Annotated in this window: 19 protein-coding genes; 11 read left to right on the top strand and 8 right to left on the bottom strand. The window is 76.2% G+C overall.

Going from position 1 to position 16,386, the window contains the following annotated elements; translation table 11 throughout:
- Positions 1 to 38 precede the first annotated feature (38 nt).
- Together ACVMYR_RS07615 and cofC are read right to left on the bottom strand one after the other, a co-directional pair.
- Positions 39 to 236 carry a cold-shock protein gene (locus tag ACVMYR_RS07615; protein WP_077936598.1) on the bottom strand — a complete coding sequence of 66 codons (198 nt, stop codon included), beginning with the start codon at positions 234 to 236 and terminating at the stop codon, positions 39 to 41.
- A gap of 31 nt (positions 237 to 267) precedes the next feature.
- Complete coding sequence (gene cofC, locus ACVMYR_RS07610) at positions 268 to 900, bottom strand: 2-phospho-L-lactate guanylyltransferase (protein ID WP_457121425.1); 633 nt, start codon at positions 898 to 900, stop codon at positions 268 to 270.
- 123 nt (positions 901 to 1,023) lie between these two features.
- Here cofC and ACVMYR_RS07605 point away from each other — a divergent pair, with 123 nt between their 5' ends.
- Genes ACVMYR_RS07605 through ACVMYR_RS07590 form a run of 4 tightly spaced genes read left to right on the top strand, consistent with a single transcriptional unit; the run spans position 1,024 to position 4,762 of the window.
- A complete protein-coding gene (locus ACVMYR_RS07605; RefSeq protein WP_043962296.1) occupies positions 1,024 to 1,770 on the top strand; it encodes a lysophospholipid acyltransferase family protein in 747 nt (248 codons plus the stop codon).
- On the top strand, positions 1,767 to 2,774 hold the full coding sequence (locus tag ACVMYR_RS07600; RefSeq protein ID WP_077936620.1) for an NAD(P)H-dependent glycerol-3-phosphate dehydrogenase: 1,008 nt from the start codon (positions 1,767 to 1,769) through the stop codon (positions 2,772 to 2,774). The genes ACVMYR_RS07605 and ACVMYR_RS07600 overlap by 4 nt, the downstream gene beginning before the upstream one ends.
- A gap of 55 nt (positions 2,775 to 2,829) precedes the next feature.
- A complete protein-coding gene (locus ACVMYR_RS07595) occupies positions 2,830 to 3,957 on the top strand; it encodes a cystathionine gamma-lyase (protein ID WP_077936621.1) in 1,128 nt (375 codons plus the stop codon).
- Between the two features lie 52 nt (positions 3,958 to 4,009).
- On the top strand, positions 4,010 to 4,762 hold the full coding sequence (locus tag ACVMYR_RS07590) for a putative protein N(5)-glutamine methyltransferase (RefSeq protein ID WP_077936600.1): 753 nt from the start codon (positions 4,010 to 4,012) through the stop codon (positions 4,760 to 4,762).
- 168 nt (positions 4,763 to 4,930) lie between these two features.
- Here ACVMYR_RS07590 and ACVMYR_RS07585 read toward each other — a convergent pair whose 3' ends face one another.
- Together ACVMYR_RS07585 and ACVMYR_RS07580 are read right to left on the bottom strand one after the other, a co-directional pair.
- Complete coding sequence (locus ACVMYR_RS07585) at positions 4,931 to 5,143, bottom strand: DUF397 domain-containing protein (protein ID WP_043962297.1); 213 nt, start codon at positions 5,141 to 5,143, stop codon at positions 4,931 to 4,933.
- A 3-nt stretch (positions 5,144 to 5,146) separates the two neighbouring features.
- On the bottom strand, positions 5,147 to 5,992 hold the full coding sequence (locus tag ACVMYR_RS07580) for a helix-turn-helix domain-containing protein (RefSeq protein ID WP_043962299.1): 846 nt from the start codon (positions 5,990 to 5,992) through the stop codon (positions 5,147 to 5,149).
- Positions 5,993 to 6,220: 228 nt separating this feature from the next.
- On the opposite strand from ACVMYR_RS07580, the gene ACVMYR_RS07575 reads away from it, so the two are divergent.
- The 3 genes from ACVMYR_RS07575 to ACVMYR_RS07565 all read left to right on the top strand — a co-directional run bounded on the left by ACVMYR_RS07575 (position 6,221) and on the right by ACVMYR_RS07565 (position 7,937).
- Complete coding sequence (locus tag ACVMYR_RS07575; RefSeq protein ID WP_043962300.1) at positions 6,221 to 6,424, top strand: hypothetical protein; 204 nt, start codon at positions 6,221 to 6,223, stop codon at positions 6,422 to 6,424.
- Positions 6,421 to 6,636, top strand: a complete 216-nt coding sequence (locus tag ACVMYR_RS07570; RefSeq protein WP_043962301.1) for a hypothetical protein — start codon at positions 6,421 to 6,423, stop codon at positions 6,634 to 6,636. The genes ACVMYR_RS07575 and ACVMYR_RS07570 overlap by 4 nt, the downstream gene beginning before the upstream one ends.
- A gap of 203 nt (positions 6,637 to 6,839) precedes the next feature.
- Entirely contained in the window at positions 6,840 to 7,937 is a 1,098-nt protein-coding gene (locus ACVMYR_RS07565; protein ID WP_077936601.1) for a D-alanine--D-alanine ligase family protein, read from the top strand.
- A gap of 100 nt (positions 7,938 to 8,037) precedes the next feature.
- On the opposite strand, the gene ACVMYR_RS07560 is transcribed toward ACVMYR_RS07565, so the two are convergent.
- Together ACVMYR_RS07560 and ACVMYR_RS07555 are read right to left on the bottom strand one after the other, a co-directional pair.
- Entirely contained in the window at positions 8,038 to 8,664 is a 627-nt protein-coding gene (locus tag ACVMYR_RS07560) for a DUF3515 family protein (protein WP_457121726.1), read from the bottom strand.
- 9 nt (positions 8,665 to 8,673) lie between these two features.
- Positions 8,674 to 8,907 (bottom strand): Lrp/AsnC ligand binding domain-containing protein, encoded by a 234-nt coding sequence (locus tag ACVMYR_RS07555; protein ID WP_043962303.1) that lies wholly within the window; start codon positions 8,905 to 8,907, stop codon positions 8,674 to 8,676.
- A gap of 248 nt (positions 8,908 to 9,155) precedes the next feature.
- On the opposite strand from ACVMYR_RS07555, the gene ACVMYR_RS07550 reads away from it, so the two are divergent.
- On the top strand, positions 9,156 to 10,094 hold the full coding sequence (locus tag ACVMYR_RS07550; RefSeq protein WP_457121424.1) for a thiamine-phosphate kinase: 939 nt from the start codon (positions 9,156 to 9,158) through the stop codon (positions 10,092 to 10,094).
- Positions 10,095 to 10,124: 30 nt separating this feature from the next.
- Positions 10,125 to 10,592: a GNAT family N-acetyltransferase gene (locus ACVMYR_RS07545; protein ID WP_077936604.1), complete on the top strand. Its 468-nt coding sequence runs from the start codon at positions 10,125 to 10,127 to the stop codon at positions 10,590 to 10,592.
- Positions 10,593 to 10,718: 126 nt separating this feature from the next.
- On the opposite strand, the gene ACVMYR_RS07540 is transcribed toward ACVMYR_RS07545, so the two are convergent.
- Together ACVMYR_RS07540 and rpmB are read right to left on the bottom strand one after the other, a co-directional pair.
- Positions 10,719 to 12,008 carry an ATP-grasp domain-containing protein gene (locus ACVMYR_RS07540; RefSeq protein WP_457121423.1) on the bottom strand — a complete coding sequence of 430 codons (1,290 nt, stop codon included), beginning with the start codon at positions 12,006 to 12,008 and terminating at the stop codon, positions 10,719 to 10,721.
- Between the two features lie 92 nt (positions 12,009 to 12,100).
- Entirely contained in the window at positions 12,101 to 12,292 is a 192-nt protein-coding gene (gene rpmB / locus ACVMYR_RS07535) for a 50S ribosomal protein L28 (RefSeq protein WP_007075181.1), read from the bottom strand.
- A gap of 221 nt (positions 12,293 to 12,513) precedes the next feature.
- Between rpmB and ACVMYR_RS07530 the strand changes: the two genes are divergently transcribed.
- Both ACVMYR_RS07530 and recG read left to right on the top strand, forming a co-directional pair.
- Positions 12,514 to 14,163, top strand: coding sequence for a DAK2 domain-containing protein (locus ACVMYR_RS07530; RefSeq protein ID WP_457121422.1), 1,650 nt, complete (start codon positions 12,514 to 12,516; stop codon positions 14,161 to 14,163).
- Positions 14,160 to 16,385, top strand: a complete 2,226-nt coding sequence (gene recG, locus ACVMYR_RS07525; protein ID WP_077936607.1) for an ATP-dependent DNA helicase RecG — start codon at positions 14,160 to 14,162, stop codon at positions 16,383 to 16,385. Before ACVMYR_RS07530 ends, recG begins: the two co-directional genes overlap by 4 nt.
- Position 16,386: the final 1 nt, after the last annotated feature.

Raw genomic sequence — 16,386 nt, 5'->3', positions numbered from 1 at the left:
CGGAACGGGTTAACGCAAAATGAACTTGGGTGGGGAGCTCACGGCATCGTCGGCAACGTCACCCGGACGATCTCCCCGGCGGCGTCGGTCTCGACCCGGACCCGCTGGCCCAGCCGCAGCAGCCGCAGGCCGGAGGCGTCGAAGGCCCGCGCCGGGAACGTCAGCTCGGTGCCGTCGTCGAGCAACAGCACGCCGCTGCGCGTCGCCGCGTCGTAGGTGGCCACGGTGCCCTGCATGCCAGCACCGTACACCGGTGCCGGCGGGGGCTCAGCCCGCGCCGGTGAGGGCGGCGGTGTGCGGCCCGGGCCCGAGCCGGGCGGCGGCGGCCAGGTCGGCCGCGGTGTCGACGTCCCGACGCAGGGTGGGCCAGTCGCCGGCCAGCGGCAGCGCCCCGCCCGCCTCGTGCGCCGCGGCCGAGCCGACCCCGAACCGGGGGTCCAGCGGCACGCCGGGCGGCGCGGCGAGCAGCACCGTGCCGGTCCCCGGGGTGTCGGCCACGAACCGGCGTACCCCCGGCGGGCCGGCGGCGATCGCGCGCAGCGCGGCGGTCAGTTCGGCCGGGCGCAGCGCCGGCAGATCCGCTGTGAGCCCGGCCACCCACCCGCCGCCGGCGGCCGCGACCGCCGCGCCGAGCCGGAAGGCCGCGTTCAGGCCGGCGTCCGGCGGGTCCGGCACGACCCGCACGCCGGCCGCGCGGACGGCCGCCGCCACGCGGGCGTCGCGGGTGACGACCACCACCCCGGCGACCGCCGGGCACGCCCGCACCGCGGCGACCGTGTCGGCCGCCAGGGCCAGCGCCAACTCCTCGTGGGGTACGCCCGGCAGCGCCCCCCGCAGCCGGCTCTTCGCCACGCCGAGGCGCTTCACCGGCACCACCACAGTCCAGGTCCGCTGCCGCACGGCACAATCCTGCCAGTCACCCCGGCGGTACCCTCACTGGCCGTACCGGGGGCGAGCAGGCATGATTTCGCTGCGGGCGGCACGGGCGGGTGCGGCGTGGGGTCGGGGCTACGAGGAGGCAGGGTGACGCGGCGCAGGCTGGGGTTCTGGCAACGGTTCGCCGTGGTGCTGGTCAAGCCCGTCATGACGGTCTGGACCCGGCGCACCTGGCGGGGCATGGAGCACCTGCGCCACGACGGCGGCATCATCATCGTCCCCAACCACCTCTCGCACGCCGACCCGCTGGTCTCCGCGCACTTCGTCTACGACGCCGGGCGCTGGCCGAGGTTCCTCGGCAAGGCCAGCGTCTTCCGGGTGCCGGTGGTGGGCTGGATCCTGCACCGCTGCCTCCAGATCCCCGTCGAGCGCGGCACGGTCGACGCCGTCAAGTCCCTGGACGCCCTCGTCGCCGCCCTGCGCGAGGGCGGCGCGGTGGTGATCTACCCGGAGGGCACCACCACGCGGGAACCCGACCTGTGGCCGATGAGGGGCAAGACCGGGGCCGCCCGGCTGGCGCTGGCCACCGGCGCGCCGGTGATCCCGGTCGCCATGTGGGGTCCGGAGCGGCTCTTCGACCCCCGCAACAACCGGCTGGGCCTGCGGCCCCGCATCCCGGTGACCGTCGTCGCCGGGCCGCCCGTCGACCTGAGCCGGTGGGCCGGCTCCACGCCCACCAAGGCCACCCTGGAAGAGATGACCGACACCATCATGCTGCGCCTGCGCGACCAGCTCGCCGAGATCCGGGGCGGGACGCCGCCGCCGCTGTGGGAACGACCGGCGCGGGCCGCCGGGGCCGCCCGCCCGACGCGGGGGCGGGAGGACGCGGCGTGACCGGCCACGTGGCGGTGCTGGGGGCCGGGTCGTGGGGGACCGCCTTCGCCAAGATCCTTGCCGATGCCGGCCGGGACGTGACGATCTGGGCCCGGCGGCAGCCGGTGGCCGAGGCGATCCGGCTGCGCCGGCACAACCCGGAATACCTCCCCGACCTGCGGCTGCCCGACCGGGTCACCGGCACCGGCAGCGCCGCCGAGGCGATCCGGGGCGCGGAGATCGTGGTGCTCGCGGTGCCGTCGCAGACGCTGCGCGGCAACCTCGCCGAATGGGTCGGCGACCTGCACCCGGACGCGACCCTGGTGTCCCTGATGAAGGGCATCGAGCTGGGCACCACCAAGCGGATGAGCGAGGTGATCGTGGAGACCGCCCGGGTCACCCCGGACCGGGTGGTCGTCGTCTCCGGCCCCAACCTCGCCCCCGAGATCGCCGCCGAGCAGCCCGCCGCCACCGTGGTCGCCGGCACCGACGACCGCCGCGCCCAGCTCGTCCAGGCGTCGATCCGCACGCCGTACTTCCGGCCGTACACCAACGACGACGTGATCGGCTGCGAGCTGGGCGGGGCCGTGAAGAATGTGATCGCCCTCGCGTACGGGATCGCCACCGCGATGGGCTTCGGCGACAACACCCGGGCGATGCTGATGACCCGGGGGCTCGCCGAGACCGCCCGCCTCGGGGTGGCGCTCGGCGCGGACCCGATCACCTTCGCCGGCCTGGCCGGGATGGGCGACCTCGTGGCGTCCTGCTCGTCGCCGCTGGCCCGTAACCGCACCTTCGGCGAGCACCTGGGCCGGGGCGAGACCCTGGAGCAGGCCCAGGCGGCCACCCGGCAGACCGCCGAGGGCGTGAAGAGCTGCCTGGCGATCCGGGACCTGGCCCGCGCCCACGGGGTGGAGATGCCGATCACCGAGCAGATCGAGCGGATCTGCCACGAGGGGATGGACCCCCGGCTCGCCGTCGATGCGCTGATGAGCCGCACCGCCAAGCCCGAGTCGTACGAGTGAGGCGGCCCGCGTGACGACCCCCGGCACCGACGGCGAAGGCACCGACGGCGAACGCATCGGCACCGACAGCGCCGACGGCGACGGCACCCGGTGCGTGCGGGCCGGGCTGCCCGAGCCAGCCCCGGGGCAGCCGTTCCTGCCCGGCCCGGTCTTCGCCGCGCCCTACCACCTCGACCCACGGCAGGGCCCGGCGGCGACGCCGAACGGGTACGGCCGCCCCGACAACCCGACCCGGCGGCTGCTGGAGGCGGCCATCGGCGAGCTGGAGGGCGGCGACGTGCGCGTCTTCGCCAGCGGGCAGGCGGCGATCACCGGCCTGCTGCTGGCCGTGCTGCGCCCCGGCGACACGGTGGTGCTCCCCGCCGACGGCTACTTCCCGGTGCGGGCGTTCGCCACCGACACCCTCGCCGGGATCGGCGTGCGGGTGCTGTTCGCGCCGACCGCCGGGCCGTACCCGTCGTTCGCCGGGGTGCGGCTGGTGCTGCTGGAGTCGCCGGCCAACCCCGGCCTGGACGTCGCCGACGTGCCGGCCCTGGCCGCCGCCGCGCACGCCGCCGGGGCCCTGGTGGCGGTGGACAACACCACGGCCACCCCGCTCGGCCAGCGCCCGCTTGACCTCGGCGCCGACGTGGTCGTCGCCTCCGGCACGAAGGCCCTGACCGGCCACTCCGACCTGCTGCTCGGGTACGTGGCGACCCGTTCCGCCGGGCTGCTCGACCCGGTCACCGCCTGGCGCACCATGACCGGGGCGGTGCCGGGGGCGTTCGACGCGTGGCTGGCGCACCGCTCCCTGGCCACGCTGGACCTGCGGCTGGCCCGGCAGAGCGCCAACGCCGAGGCGCTCGCCCGGCTGCTTGCCGGCCGCCCCGACGTCACCGGCGTGCGCTGGCCGGGGCTGCCGGGCGACCCGGCGTACGCGCTGGCGTCGGCCCAGCTGCGTCGGATGCCCGGGGTGCTGTCGTTCGACCTCGGTGACGCCGAGCGGGTGGCCCGTTTCCTCACCGCGTCCCGGCTGGTGGCCGCCGCCACGTCGTTCGGTGGGCTGCACACCACCGCCGACCGGCGGGCGCAGTGGGGCGACGACACGCCGCCCGGGTTCGTCCGGCTCTCCTGCGGCGTGGAGGACACCGCCGACCTGGTCGCCGACGTCACCGCCGCCCTGCAAGGAAGGGCCCCCTGTTAACGCATACGGTAGAGAAGGGTCCCCTTCTCACGCTCAGTCCACGGACGCGCTCGTGTCGCGGCTGCGCGCCGCCGGCTGCGTCTTCGCCGAGGAGGAGGCGGAGCTGCTCGCCGCCGCCGCCGACACTCCCGAGCGGCTCGCCGACCTGGTCGAGCGGCGGGTCGCCGGCCTGCCGCTGGAGCACCTGCTCGGCTGGGCCGAGTTCTGCGGCCTGCGGGTCGGCGTCGACCCGGGCGTGTTCGTGCCGCGGGCGCGTACCGCGTTGCTGGTGTCGGCCGCCGCGGCGGTCACCGGGCCCGGCGCGGCCGTGCTGGACCTGTGCTGCGGGTCCGGTGCCGCGGCGCTGGTGCTCGCCGGGCGGCTGCGTCCCCGCTGGCTGGCCGCCGCGGACCTCGACCCGGCCGCCGTGGCGTGCGCCCGGCGCAACCTCGCCCACCTCGGCGTGCCCGTCTACCAGGGCGACCTGTACGAGCCGGTGCCGACCGAATGGCGGGGCCGGCTCGACCTGATCGTGGCCAACGCCCCGTACGTGCCGACGGAGGCGGTGGCGCTCATGCCGCCCGAGGCGCGGTTGCACGAGGCGCCGGTGGCGCTCGACGGCGGGTCGGACGGGCTGGCCGTGCTGCGCCGGGTGGCGCGGGGGGCGGTGCACTGGCTGGCACCGGGCGGGCACCTGGCCGTGGAGGCCGGCGCCGGGCAGGTCGAGGCGCTGTGCGCCGCGCTGGCCGACCTCGGGTTGACGCCGTCCGTGGCGTACGACGAGGAGCTGGACGCGACCGCGGTGACCGCCCGCCGGCCCGGCTGACCTCGGCGGACCGCGCCCCGGTGCTCCGGCTCGGGCGGGGTGCCGGCGGGCCGGAACGAGGTGGTGGCCCACCCGCCGGCCGGCGGTGCGGACCGGACGGCGGGTGGACCACGACGGTGGCCGCGCGGGCCGGCCGGGACGGGACCCCCCGGCCGGCCCGCGCGGCGGTCAGGGGCGCCGGGAGGTGAGGGGCGGCGCGGCGGCGAACGCGGCCCACGCGGTCGGCGGGAAGAGCAGCGCCGGGCCCGTCGGGTCCTTCGAGTCGCGGACGGCCACCGCGCCGGGTACGACCGCCATCTCCACGCAGGCTCCCTCGTCGCCGCTGCGGCTGCTCTTGCGCCATCGCGCCGTGGCGAGGGCCGCGCTCGTCGTCGGGGTCATGTTCTACCGTCCTTTCAGGAGTCGGAGGAGCTGGTCCCGGGTGGCCGCAGGGCTGAGTGCGACCGTCCGCAGGTGCTCCATGATCTTGGTGCAGGTACGCAGGTCACCGGGCCGGTCGAGGACCATCTGGCCGGCGACCGTTTCCACCGACGCGATGTGCGGGTCCTCCGGGTCGGGGAACTCCAGGATGTGCAGCGAACCCCGGGTGCCCCGGTGGTAGCCGGCGGACAGGGGGATCACCTGGACCGTGATGTTGGGCAGCTCGGCCATCTTCAGCAGGTGGTGCAGCTGCGCCTCCATCACGGCCTGGCCGCCCACGGGGCGCAGCAGGGCGCCCTCGTCGATGATCGCGTCGAGGATCGCCGGATCGTCACCGGTGATCCGCTGCTGCCGGTCGAGTCGCAGGTGGACCCGCTGCTCGACCTGCTCGTCGCTGAGGGTGTGCGGGCCGCCCCGCATCACCCCCCGGATGTAGTCCGCGGTCTGGAGCAGGCCGGGCACCACCGACGGCTCGAAGTTGGCGATGCCGGTGGCCTCGGCCTCGAGCGCGATGAAGTCGATGGTCCGCCGGTCCAGCAGGTACGAATAGGACACCCACCAGCCGGGCTTGCGGGCGTCCTTGGCGAGCTGGACGGCGGCGGCGAGCTCGTCGGCGCCCACCCCGTAGAGGGTGAGCAGGGCGCGCACCGTGGCGGGGCTGATCAGCGTCTGGGCGTTCTCGTACCGGGACAGGGTGCTCCGGGTGCTGTTGATCTCGTCGGCGGCGGCTTCGAGGGTGAGGCCGGCCGCCTCCCGGTGCGTACGCAGCGCGATGCCGAGCCGTCGGGCCCGGGCCGTCTTCGGTGCCATGCGTCGATGGTGACATACATGGCCGGGAGTGTGCACATGAGAGAACGGCGATGAGAGTTGCATTCACGCCAGTCCACATGTCAACCTGTGACCAGTTCCTCACTGCCGGTTGTCGTGGCGACGGCGGTGGTGAGTGACCGGAGGGGATGGGGCGCGTGGCGATCGGGTTTTCTCCCCCGTACCCGATCGCCGCGTGCCGCCACCCGGGACGCACCGGAAGGGACTCGGATGACGGTGACCGCCTGCTGGCCCCGGGTGTCGCGGTGCCGCTGGTGCGCACACCCCGTGCTGCGCGACAACGACGACGCGTGGATCCACGCCCACCTGGCGTACGTCTGCCGGGACCGCTCCGGCGGGTTGGCGGCGACCACCGCGGAGCCGGAAGGGTCGCCCGGCCGGGCGGCGTGGGGCGCTGCGGGAGGCCGGCGGTGACCCGGTTCCTGGTGGTGCTCACCGACGTCCGCCCGGTGGACGACGTGCGCCGCGACGAGCGGCAGGCCCCCGAGCGGAGACGGCAGGTCGTCGGGGCGAGTAGCCGGGAGGCGGCCGACCGGATCGCCGGCGCGTTCATGGCGCTGGGCATGGTGCGGGCCGGGCGGCAGCGGGTGAAGGTGATCGCCGTCGGCCGCCGCTACGGCCTCTGACGCGTCGCCCGCCGCCCGCCCGGGAGCCGCTGTCCGCCGTGGCGTGATTACGCAGCGTATATGCACTGTTGACCGGTTGCGCGGTGCTGCCGCTTCTCCCCGGGTATCAACTCCGTTGTCCGGCCACGCACAGTAAGGTCATCCGGGTGAGCGCCACCGGCGAGCACCACGAGCCTCGCAGTCGCGAACGAAAGGGTGACCGAGTGACCACCCCAGGCAAGACCCGTGTGGCCCTCGTCTTCGGCGGCCGCAGCCCCGAGCACGGCATCTCCTGCGTCAGCGCCGGCAGCGTGCTCAGCGCGCTCGACCCGGACGAGTTCGAGGTGGTCCCCGTGGGCATCACCCGCGCGGGTAAGTGGGTGCTGACCAGCGGCGACCCGGCCCAGCTGGCGATCAGCGCCCGGCGGCTGCCGGAGATCACCGCCGAGGCCGGCGCCGACCTCGTGCTGCGGGCCGACCCCACCGGCAACGGGCTGCTGGTGCTCGACCCCGCCGAGGGGCCCCGGGTGCTCGCCGACGTCGACGTGGTCTTCCCCGTGCTGCACGGCGCGTACGGCGAGGACGGCACCATCCAGGGCATGCTGGAGATGGCCGGCATCCCCTACGTCGGGGCGAACGTCTTCGCCTCCGCCGCCGCGATGGACAAGGAGTTCACCAAGAAGCTCTGCGCCGCCGAGGGCATCCCCGTCGGCCCGTACGCGGTGCTGCGCAGCGGGGTCACCCTGTCCGAGGAGGACAAGCAGCGGCTCGGGCTGCCCGTCTTCGTCAAGCCGTCCCGGGCCGGCTCTTCGTTCGGCATCACGAAGGTCGACGACTGGGCCGACCTGGAGGCCGCCGTCGCCACGGCCCGGGAGATCGACCCGAAGGTGCTGGTCGAGGGCGCGATCGTCGGCCGGGAGGTCGAGTGCGGCGTGCTGGAGGGCGAGGCCGGGGGCGGCGCGGAGGCGTCCGTCCTGGCCGAGGTGCGGGCCGGCGGCGACCACGACTGGTACGACTTCGAGGCGAAATATCTCTCCGAGCCCGAGTACGACCTGCCGGCCACCCTGCCCGACCACGTCACCCGGCAGGTCCAGGACTACGCCGTCCGGGCGTTCGCCGCCCTGGACTGCGCCGGGCTGGCCCGGGTCGACTTCTTCGTCACCCCGGACCTGGACGTCTACCTCAACGAGATCAACACGATGCCCGGCTTCACCCCGACGTCGATGTTCCCGCTGATGTGGGCCGCCTCCGGGCTGGAGTATCCGAAGCTGGTCAACCGACTGATCCGCACCGCCCAGCGGCGCGGCGTCGGCCTGCACTGAACGCGCGCAGCCGCCGGGGCGACCGGCAGGCGCAGCCGACGGCGGTGGCCGGTCAGCCGCCGCAGCCGGTGAGGACCGGCCAGCCGGCGGGAGCTGCCGGTCAGCCGGTGCAGCCGCCGGGGGCGTCGCCGCCCGAGGGCACCGAGGCGATCACCACGTCGGAGATGGGGCTGACCCACTGCAGGGCCGCCCCGTACGTGCGGGGCACGGTCACCCGCACCGCCGTCTCCCGGTCCAGCGTGGTGAGCACCGTCGCGTCCGGGCCCTCGGCCGCGTACCAGCAGACCTTGTTGACGACCCAGATGTCGTCGGTGTCGCCCGGCTCCGGCTCGGCGCCGCCGCAGGCGATGGTGAGCGCCGGGTCGCCGTACGCGGCGTTCTGCTCGGGGCCGGCGGTGACCGGCCGCTGGGCCAGGTCGCGCACGGTCGGCGGGAGCTGCGACGTCAGCGCGCGGCACACCGTGGCGGGCCGCTCGGCCAGCCGGGGGGCGGCCATCTCGACCGGCGCGGTGGACCGCGGCCCGGCGCTGGTCGCCGCCGGGCCCGGCTCGGCGGCCGGGGCGTCCGGGGTCAGCTTGGCGAAGGTGAACCCGGCCACGGCCACGGTGACCGGCACCGCGACCAGCGTGGCCAGCAGCGCCGCGTTGCGGTTGGCCCGGTCCCGGCGCGGCGCGCCGGCGTCGTCGCTCGTGCCCGCCCCGGCGGGGGACTCGGAGGAGGAAGTGATCTCGTCCACTTACAGGCGCACCACCGAACACGTGAGGGTGCGGGTGATGCCGGGCACCATCTGCACGTTGCTGACGATGAGCTTGCCGAGCTCGTCGACCGTGTTGGCCTCGGTGAGCACGACCACGTCGTACGGCCCGGTGACGGCGTCGACCCGCACCACGCCGGGAAGGTCGCCGATCAGGCCGGCCACGTCACGCGCCCGACCCACCTCTGTCTGGATGAGGATGTACGCCTGTACCACGACTCGACCTCCGTCCGTCGCCGCCGCTGGGCGGCCCGAAGGGTGAAACTACCTTACGGACCAGGTCTGATCCCTATCGGTGGCCAAGGAGAAGCGGTGAGCGAGCGCGACGGGCGCGACGGCGGGCGGGGCGCGGGACGATCCCGCGGCCACGGCGGGCGGGACGCCAAACGATCCCGGGTTCACGGCAGCCGGGGCGCGGGGCCGTCCCGGGTCCACGGTGGGCACGGGCGCGGCGGGGAGCGGGCATGAGCGTGACCGGAATCGGCGAGTTCGGGTTGATCGACCGGGTCACCGCCCGGCTGCCCCAGGGGGCGTCCTGCCTGCTCGGGCCCGGCGACGACGGGGCGGTGCTGGCCGCGCCGGACGCCCGGGTGGTCGCCTCCACCGACGTGCTCGTCGAGGGGCGGCACTTCCGCCGGGACTGGTCCGCCGCCCGCGACGTCGGGCACCGGGCGGCGGCGGCCAACCTGGCCGACATCGCGGCGATGGGTGCCACCCCGACCGCCCTGCTGGTGGCCCTGTGCATGCCGGCGGACCTCGACCCGGCCTGGGCCGAGGAACTGGCCGACGGGCTCGGGGCCGAGGCCGCCACCGTGGGCGCGAGCGTGGTCGGCGGCGACATGTCGGCGAGCCCCACGCTCACGATCGCCGTCACCGCCCTGGGCGACCTGGGCGGCCGGTCCCCGGTCGTCCGCTCGGGGGCCCGCCCGGGGCACGTCGTGGCGCTCGCCGGCCGCAGCGGGTACGCCGCCGCCGGCTACACCGTGCTGTCCCGGGGCTTCCGCACGCCGAAGCTCCTGGTCGAGGCGTACCGGCGGCCCGAGGTGCCGTACGCGGCCGGGCCGCACGCCGCCCGGCTCGGGGCCACCGCCATGATCGACGTCTCGGACGGGCTGCTGGCCGACCTCGGGCACGTGGCCCGCGCCAGCGGGGTCGGCATCGACGTGCGGCGGGACGCCTTCGAGGTGCCCCGGCAGATGCGCGACGCCGCCCAGGCGCTGGGGGTCGACCCGTACTCCTGGATCCTCGCCGGCGGCGACGACCACGCGCTGGCGGCCACGTTCCCCCCGGCGGTGGCGCTGCCCGACCCGTGGCGGATCGTCGGCCGGGTGACGGAGGGCACCGGCGTGACCGTCGACGGCGAGGCGTACGACGGCCCGGCCGGCTGGGACCACTTCCGGTAGGGGACCGGCCGGCGACGTACCCTTTCCCCCGTGAGCGAGATCGAGATCCGCGCGGCCCGCTTCGACTCCCCGGAGGCCCAGGAGCTCATCCGGGCCGCCCTGGCGGACCTGGGCCGGCGGTACGGGGGCAGCGGCGACGACACCCCGGTCGACGCCGCCGAGTTCGTGCCGCCGCACGGCGCGTTCCTGGTGGCCTACCTCGCCGGCGAGCCGGTCGGGTGCGGGGGCTGGCGCAGCCACGGCGACGACGGGGAGACCGCCGAGCTGAAGCGCATGTACACCAGCCCGCAGGCGCGGGGCCGGGGCGTGGCCCGGGCGGTGCTCGCCGCCGTCGAGCGGTCCGCCCGCGAGCACGGGCGCAAGCAGCTCGTCCTGGAGTGCGGCGACAAGCAGCCCGAGGCGATCACCATGTACAGCGCGGCCGGCTACGAGCGCATCCCGAACTTCGGCTTCTACCGGGACCACCCGGGCTGCCTCTCCTTCGGCCGCACCCTCTGACCGAGCCGCTGCCCGCCGCGCCCTGGCCGGCCCGCGCCCTGGCCGGCCCGTGCCCTGTTCGTCGGGGTGGCTGCGCGGCGGCGGCCCGTGCCCTGGTCGGCTGGGCGGCTGCGCGGCGGCGGCCCGTCAGGCGACGGTGACGCGGATCTCGGCCGCGGCGGCGCGGGCGGCCCGCTCGGCCTCGGCCGGGTCGACGCCCCAGGCCAGCACGTGCCCGCTGCGCCGGCCCGACGACGTGACCGGCGCGACGGTCGCGCCGACGGCGGTGTCGAGCTGCACCTCCAGCACCCCGGGCACCCGGCGGGCCGGCCGCAGCCCCTCGACGCCGGTGACGGTGCCCGGGTCGGCGAGCAGGAACTCCACCGCCGCCGCCCCGGTCGGCCGGGTCGGCAGCGCCGGCCGCTCGCCGCGCAACACCCGCAGGTACGCGTCGATGAAGCCGAACTCGTAGCCGATCGAGATCAGCGCGGTGATCATGTCACCGGGCAGCCGGGCGGCGCACTCCACCAGGTGTGGCACGCCGCCCGCCTCGGCCGGCTCGGTGCCGGGGCGCGGGCCGACGACGATCCACTCGCTGTGCAGCACCCCGGTGCGGAACCCGGCGGCGGCGCACAGCCGCCCCGCCGCGTCGAGCAGGTCGCGGCGGACCGCCCCGGGCAGCGCCGACGGGACGGTGTGCCCCGTCTCGACCGGCAGGGGACCGGGCAGCACCCGCTTGTCGGTGACGTTGCCGAAGATCACCTCGCCGTCGGCGACGAGCAGCTCGACGCTGTGCTCCCGGCCGTCGAGCACCTGCTCGGCGAGGACCTGCGTGGGCAGCCCCCGGTCGGTGGCCTCCGGCGGGGCCTCGGGGGCCGCGGTGGCCGCCCAGGCGGCCGGGATCTCGGCCGGGTCGGCGACCAGCCGCACCCCGAGACTGCCCGAGCGCCGGGTCGGCTTGAGCACGCAGCGGCCGCCGTGCCGGCGCGCGAACTCGACCGCCTCCGCCGGCCCGCCCACCAGCTCGTACGCCGGGTTCGGCAGCCCGGCGTCGGCGGCGAGCAGCCGCATCCGGTGCTTGTCGGAGAAGACGTCGGCGGCCTCCGCCCCGGCACCGGGCAGGCCGAGGCGGGCGGCGAGGCGGGCGGCGGCGCCCACGGCGTACTCCAGGCCCGGCATGACGAGGCGGGCCCTGGCCAGATCGGGCTCGCGGGCCAGCAGCGCGTCCGCGTCGAAGCCCGTCTGGTATTCGGCCGGCACGACCCGGGCCAGGACGGACAGCCGCCCGACCAGCTCGTCGATGCCACGCCGGCTGATCACGTCGGGCTCCTCGACGACGACCACGCTGCCCGCCGGCAGTTCCTCGTCGAACCAACGCAGGGTGCCCAGCGAGGCCCCGACGACGATCATCTCGGCGGGGCCCAGGTCCAGGTCCAACGGTGCCTCCGTGCTGCGTACGCGGACGCCACAAGCCGGCGGGCCCTCGGGCCCGCCGGCTTGTCGACGATGGGTGGGTCGGCGCTACCGCGTCAGGCGCGGGTGACCTTGCCGGCCTTGATGCAGGAGGTGCAGACCTTCAACTTCTTGGTGGTGCCGCCACCGGCCGGGGTGCGCACCGACTGGATGTTCGGGTTCCAGCGGCGGTTGGTCCGCCGGTGCGAGTGGGACACGTTGTGGCCGAAGCCCGGCCCCTTGCCACAGACGTCGCACACGCTAGCCACGGGATACTCCTGGGATTGATACGTTCATGAGGTCGCCGCCAGGCGCAGCCCGGGCAACCTGGCCAGGTTACCCGATCCCCCCGTCGCCGCCCAACCGGGCCCCTGGTGACGCCGGGGCGGGGGCACTTCCGGCGCCGGTCGCCGCGATGCCGCCCGCCAGGTCGCCGACATCGTGGCGTCGCCCCCGGCGGGTGTCGGTGCGCGCCAGTAGGCTTCCCGACGTGCTGGACACCCTCGACGCCGCCGCGGTGCGCCGCTGGTGCGCGGGCGGGCTGGCCGCGCTGCGCCGGCACCAGGGCGAGATCGACGACCTCAACGTCTACCCGGTCCCCGACGGCGACACCGGCACCAACCTGGTGCTCACCCTCACCTCGGCCCAGCAGGCGCTCGCGATGGACCTGGCCACCCTGCCCGACGGCGGGTCCACCGCGCACGGGCACGCGCTGCGGCTGATGGCGCGCGGCGCGCTGCTGGGCGCCCGGGGCAACTCCGGGGTCATCCTGTCGCAGATCCTGCGCGGCCTCGCCGACACCCTGGCCGCCGCCCCGGCGGTGCGGGGCCGGCAGCTCGCCGCCGCGCTGGGCGACGCCACCGCCGCCGCCTACTCCGCCGTCGCCCAGCCCGTCGAGGGCACCGTGCTCAGCGTGGTCGCGGCGGCGGCCCGCGCGGCCGGCTCGGCCGACAGCGACGACCTGCCCACCGTCGCCCGGGTGGCGGCCGGCGCGGCGGCCGAGGCGCTGGCCCGCACGCCAGAACAGTTGCCGGCGCTCGCCCGCGCGGGCGTGGTCGACGCCGGCGGCCGGGGGCTCTGCCTGCTGCTCGACGCGCTGGTCGAGGTGGTGACGGGCGAGAGCCCGCGCCGGCCCGCCCCCGCGCCCCGCCCGGTCCGCCCGCCGGCCACGGCCGCCCGCGAGACCGGCTCGACGGACTACGCGTACGAGGTGCAGTTCCTGCTCGACGCCGAGGCCGACGCGGTGGCCCGGATGCGGCAGACCCTCGCCGGGCTCGGCGACTCGCTGGTCGTGGTCGGCGACGGGGCCACCGACGCGGCGTCGGCCACCTGGAACGTGCACGTGCACGTCAACGACGTCGGCGCGGCGGTCGAGGCGGGGGTGGAGGCCGGCCGGCCGCACCGGATCTCGGTGACCCGCTTCGCCGACCAGCCGCCCGCCGCTTCGGCCGACGCCGTCGCGGCGCACGGCACGGCGGCACCGGCGGGCGACGGCCGGGCGGCAGTGGTGGTCGCCTCGGGGGCGGGCATCGCCGAGCTGTTCACGGGCGAGGGGGCGACGGTGGTGCCGGGCAACCCGTCCACCGGCGAGTTGCTCGACGCGATCCGCGCCACGGCCGCGGCCCGGGTGGTGGTGCTGCCCAACGACCCGAACACCCAGGCCGTCGCCAACGCCGCCGCGCGGGAGGCACACGCGCTGGGGGTGCGGGTCAGCGTGGTGCCGACCCGGTCGCCGGTGCAGGCGCTGGCCGCGCTCGCCGTGCGCGACCCGCAGCGCCGCTTCGCCGACGACGTGATCGCGATGGCCGAGGCGGCGGGGGCGTGCCGCTACGCCGAGGTCTGCTGGGCCAGCCGCGAGGCGCTCACCGTCGCCGGCCCGTGCCGCCCCGGCGACGTGCTGGCCCTCGTCGAGGGCGAGGTGCACCTGATCGGGGCCGACCTCGCCGACACCTGCACCGCCGTGGTCGACCGCATGCTCGGCGGCGGCGGGGAGCTGGTCACCCTGCTCTCCGGCGCGGACGCCCCCGAGGGGCTGGCCGACGCCGTCGCCGAGCACGTCGCGCGGCGCTGGCCGTTCGTGGAGGTCCAGGCCTACGCGGGGGGCCAGCCGCACTATCCGCTCCTGGTGGGGGTCGAATGACGACGACGTCCGAGCCGGCCACGGTCGACACGCCGCTGAAGAAGCTGGTCGGGGAGAAGACGGCCAAGGCCCTGGCCGCCCACCTCGACCTGCACACCGCCGGCGACCTGGTCCACCACTTCCCCCGCCGCTACGACGAGCGCGGCGAACACACCGACATCCGGTCGCTCGACGTCGGCGAGCAGGTCACCGTGCTGGCCCAGGTGCGGCGCACCGACGTGCGGCCGATGCGCCAGCGCCGGGGCAAGCTGCTGGAGGTCACCGTCGGCGACGACTCCGGCGGGGTGCTCACCTGCACCTTCTTCGGCAACCAGGCGTGGCGGGAGCGGGAGCTGCGCCCCGGCCGGTGGGGGCTGTTCGCCGGCAAGGTCACCGAGTTCCGGGGCAAGCGCCAGCTCAACGGCCCGGAATACGTGCTGCTCGGCGAGGGCGGCGACGGCGAGGCCGCCGCCAACGAGGAGGTCGAGGAGTTCGCCGGGGCCCTGATCCCGGTCTACCCGGCCGCCGCGGCGGTGCCGACCTGGGTGATCGCCCGCTGCGTGCGCGTGGTGCTGGACACCTTCACCCCGCCGGAGGACCCGCAGCCCGCCACCGTCCGGGCCACCCGCAACCTGATCGACCTCGGCACCGCCCTGCGCGAGATCCACCGGCCGTCGAGCAAGGAGGCCCTCTACCGGGCCCGCCGCCGGCTCAAGTGGGACGAGGCGTTCGCCGTGCAGCTCACCCTCGTGCAGCGCAAGCACCGGGCCGCCGCCTGGCCGGCCCGATCCCGGCCGCCGCGCCCCGGCGGGCTGCTCGACGCGTTCGACGCCCGGCTGCCGTACGAGCTGACCGGCGGCCAGCGGGCCGTCGGCGCGGAGATCGCCGCCGACCTGTCCACCGCCCACCCGATGCACCGCCTGTTGCAGGGCGAGGTCGGCTCCGGCAAGACGGTGGTGGCGCTGCGGGCGATGCTCCAGGTGGTCGACGCCGGGGGCCAGGCCGCCCTGCTCGCCCCGACCGAGGTGCTCGCCGCCCAGCACCACCGGGGCATCCTCGACCTGCTCGGCCCGCTCGCCCGGGCGGGGGAGCTGGGCGCCGCCGACGGGGCCACCTCGGTGGAGCTGGTCACCGGCTCGCTGGGCGCGGCGGCCCGCCGCCGGGCCCTCGCCGAGGTCGCCGCCGGCCGGGCCGGCATCGTGCTCGGCACCCACGCCCTGCTCTACGAGGGCGTCGACTTCGCCGACCTGGGCCTCGTCGTGGTCGACGAGCAGCACCGGTTCGGCGTGGAGCAGCGCGACGCGTTGCGCGCCAAGGCGGAGCAGCCGCCGCACGTGCTGGTGATGACCGCGACGCCGATCCCGCGCACCGTGGCGATGACCGTCTACGGCGACCTGGAGGTCTCCGCGCTCACCCAGCTCCCGCAGGGGCGCTCGCCGATCGCGTCGCACGTGGTGCCGGCCGCCGAGAAACCGGCGTTCCTCGACCGGGCCTGGCGCCGGGTGCGCGAGGAGGTCGCCGCCGGCCACCAGGCGTACGTGGTGTGCCCCCGGATCGGGGATGCGGGGTCGGGTGGCTCGGGGTCCGGGTCGGAGGAGGAGCCGCCCCGGGAGGACGACAACGGCCGGCGGCCCCCGCTCGCGGTGACCGAGGTCGCCCCGCTGCTCGCCGAGGGGCCGCTGCACGGGCTGCGGATCGGGATCCTGCACGGGCGGCTGCCCGCCGACGAGAAGGACGCCGTGATGCGCGCCTTCGCCGACGGCGAGCTGGACGTGCTGGTCGCCACGACCGTCATCGAGGTCGGCGTCAACGTCCCCAACGCCACCGTGATGATCGTGCTGGACGCCGACCGGTTCGGCGTCTCCCAGCTGCACCAGCTGCGCGGCCGGGTGGGTCGGGGCTCGGCGGCGGGGCTCTGCCTGCTGGTCACCGAGGCGGCCGAGGGCTCGTCGGCCCGGGAACGCCTCGACGCGGTGGCGTCCACCACGGACGGCTTCAAGCTCGCCGAGCTCGACCTGGAGCAGCGCCGCGAGGGCGACGTGCTCGGGGCGACCCAGTCCGGCCGGCGCTCGCACCTGCGGCTGCTGTCCCTGCTGCGCGACACCGACCTGATCCGCGACGCCCGCGCCGAGGCGATCGCGCTGGTGGAGGACGATCCGGAGCTGGCCCGCCATCCGGCGCTGGCCGCCTCGGTGGCCGCCCTGGTCGACGCCGAACGCGCGGAGTACCTGGAAAAGGGCTGAC

It is taken from the genome of Micromonospora sp. PTRAS2 (assembly GCF_054052245.1).
Note: the sequence above shows the minus strand (reverse complement) of the source record. Positions and strands in the feature narration are given on the sequence as shown.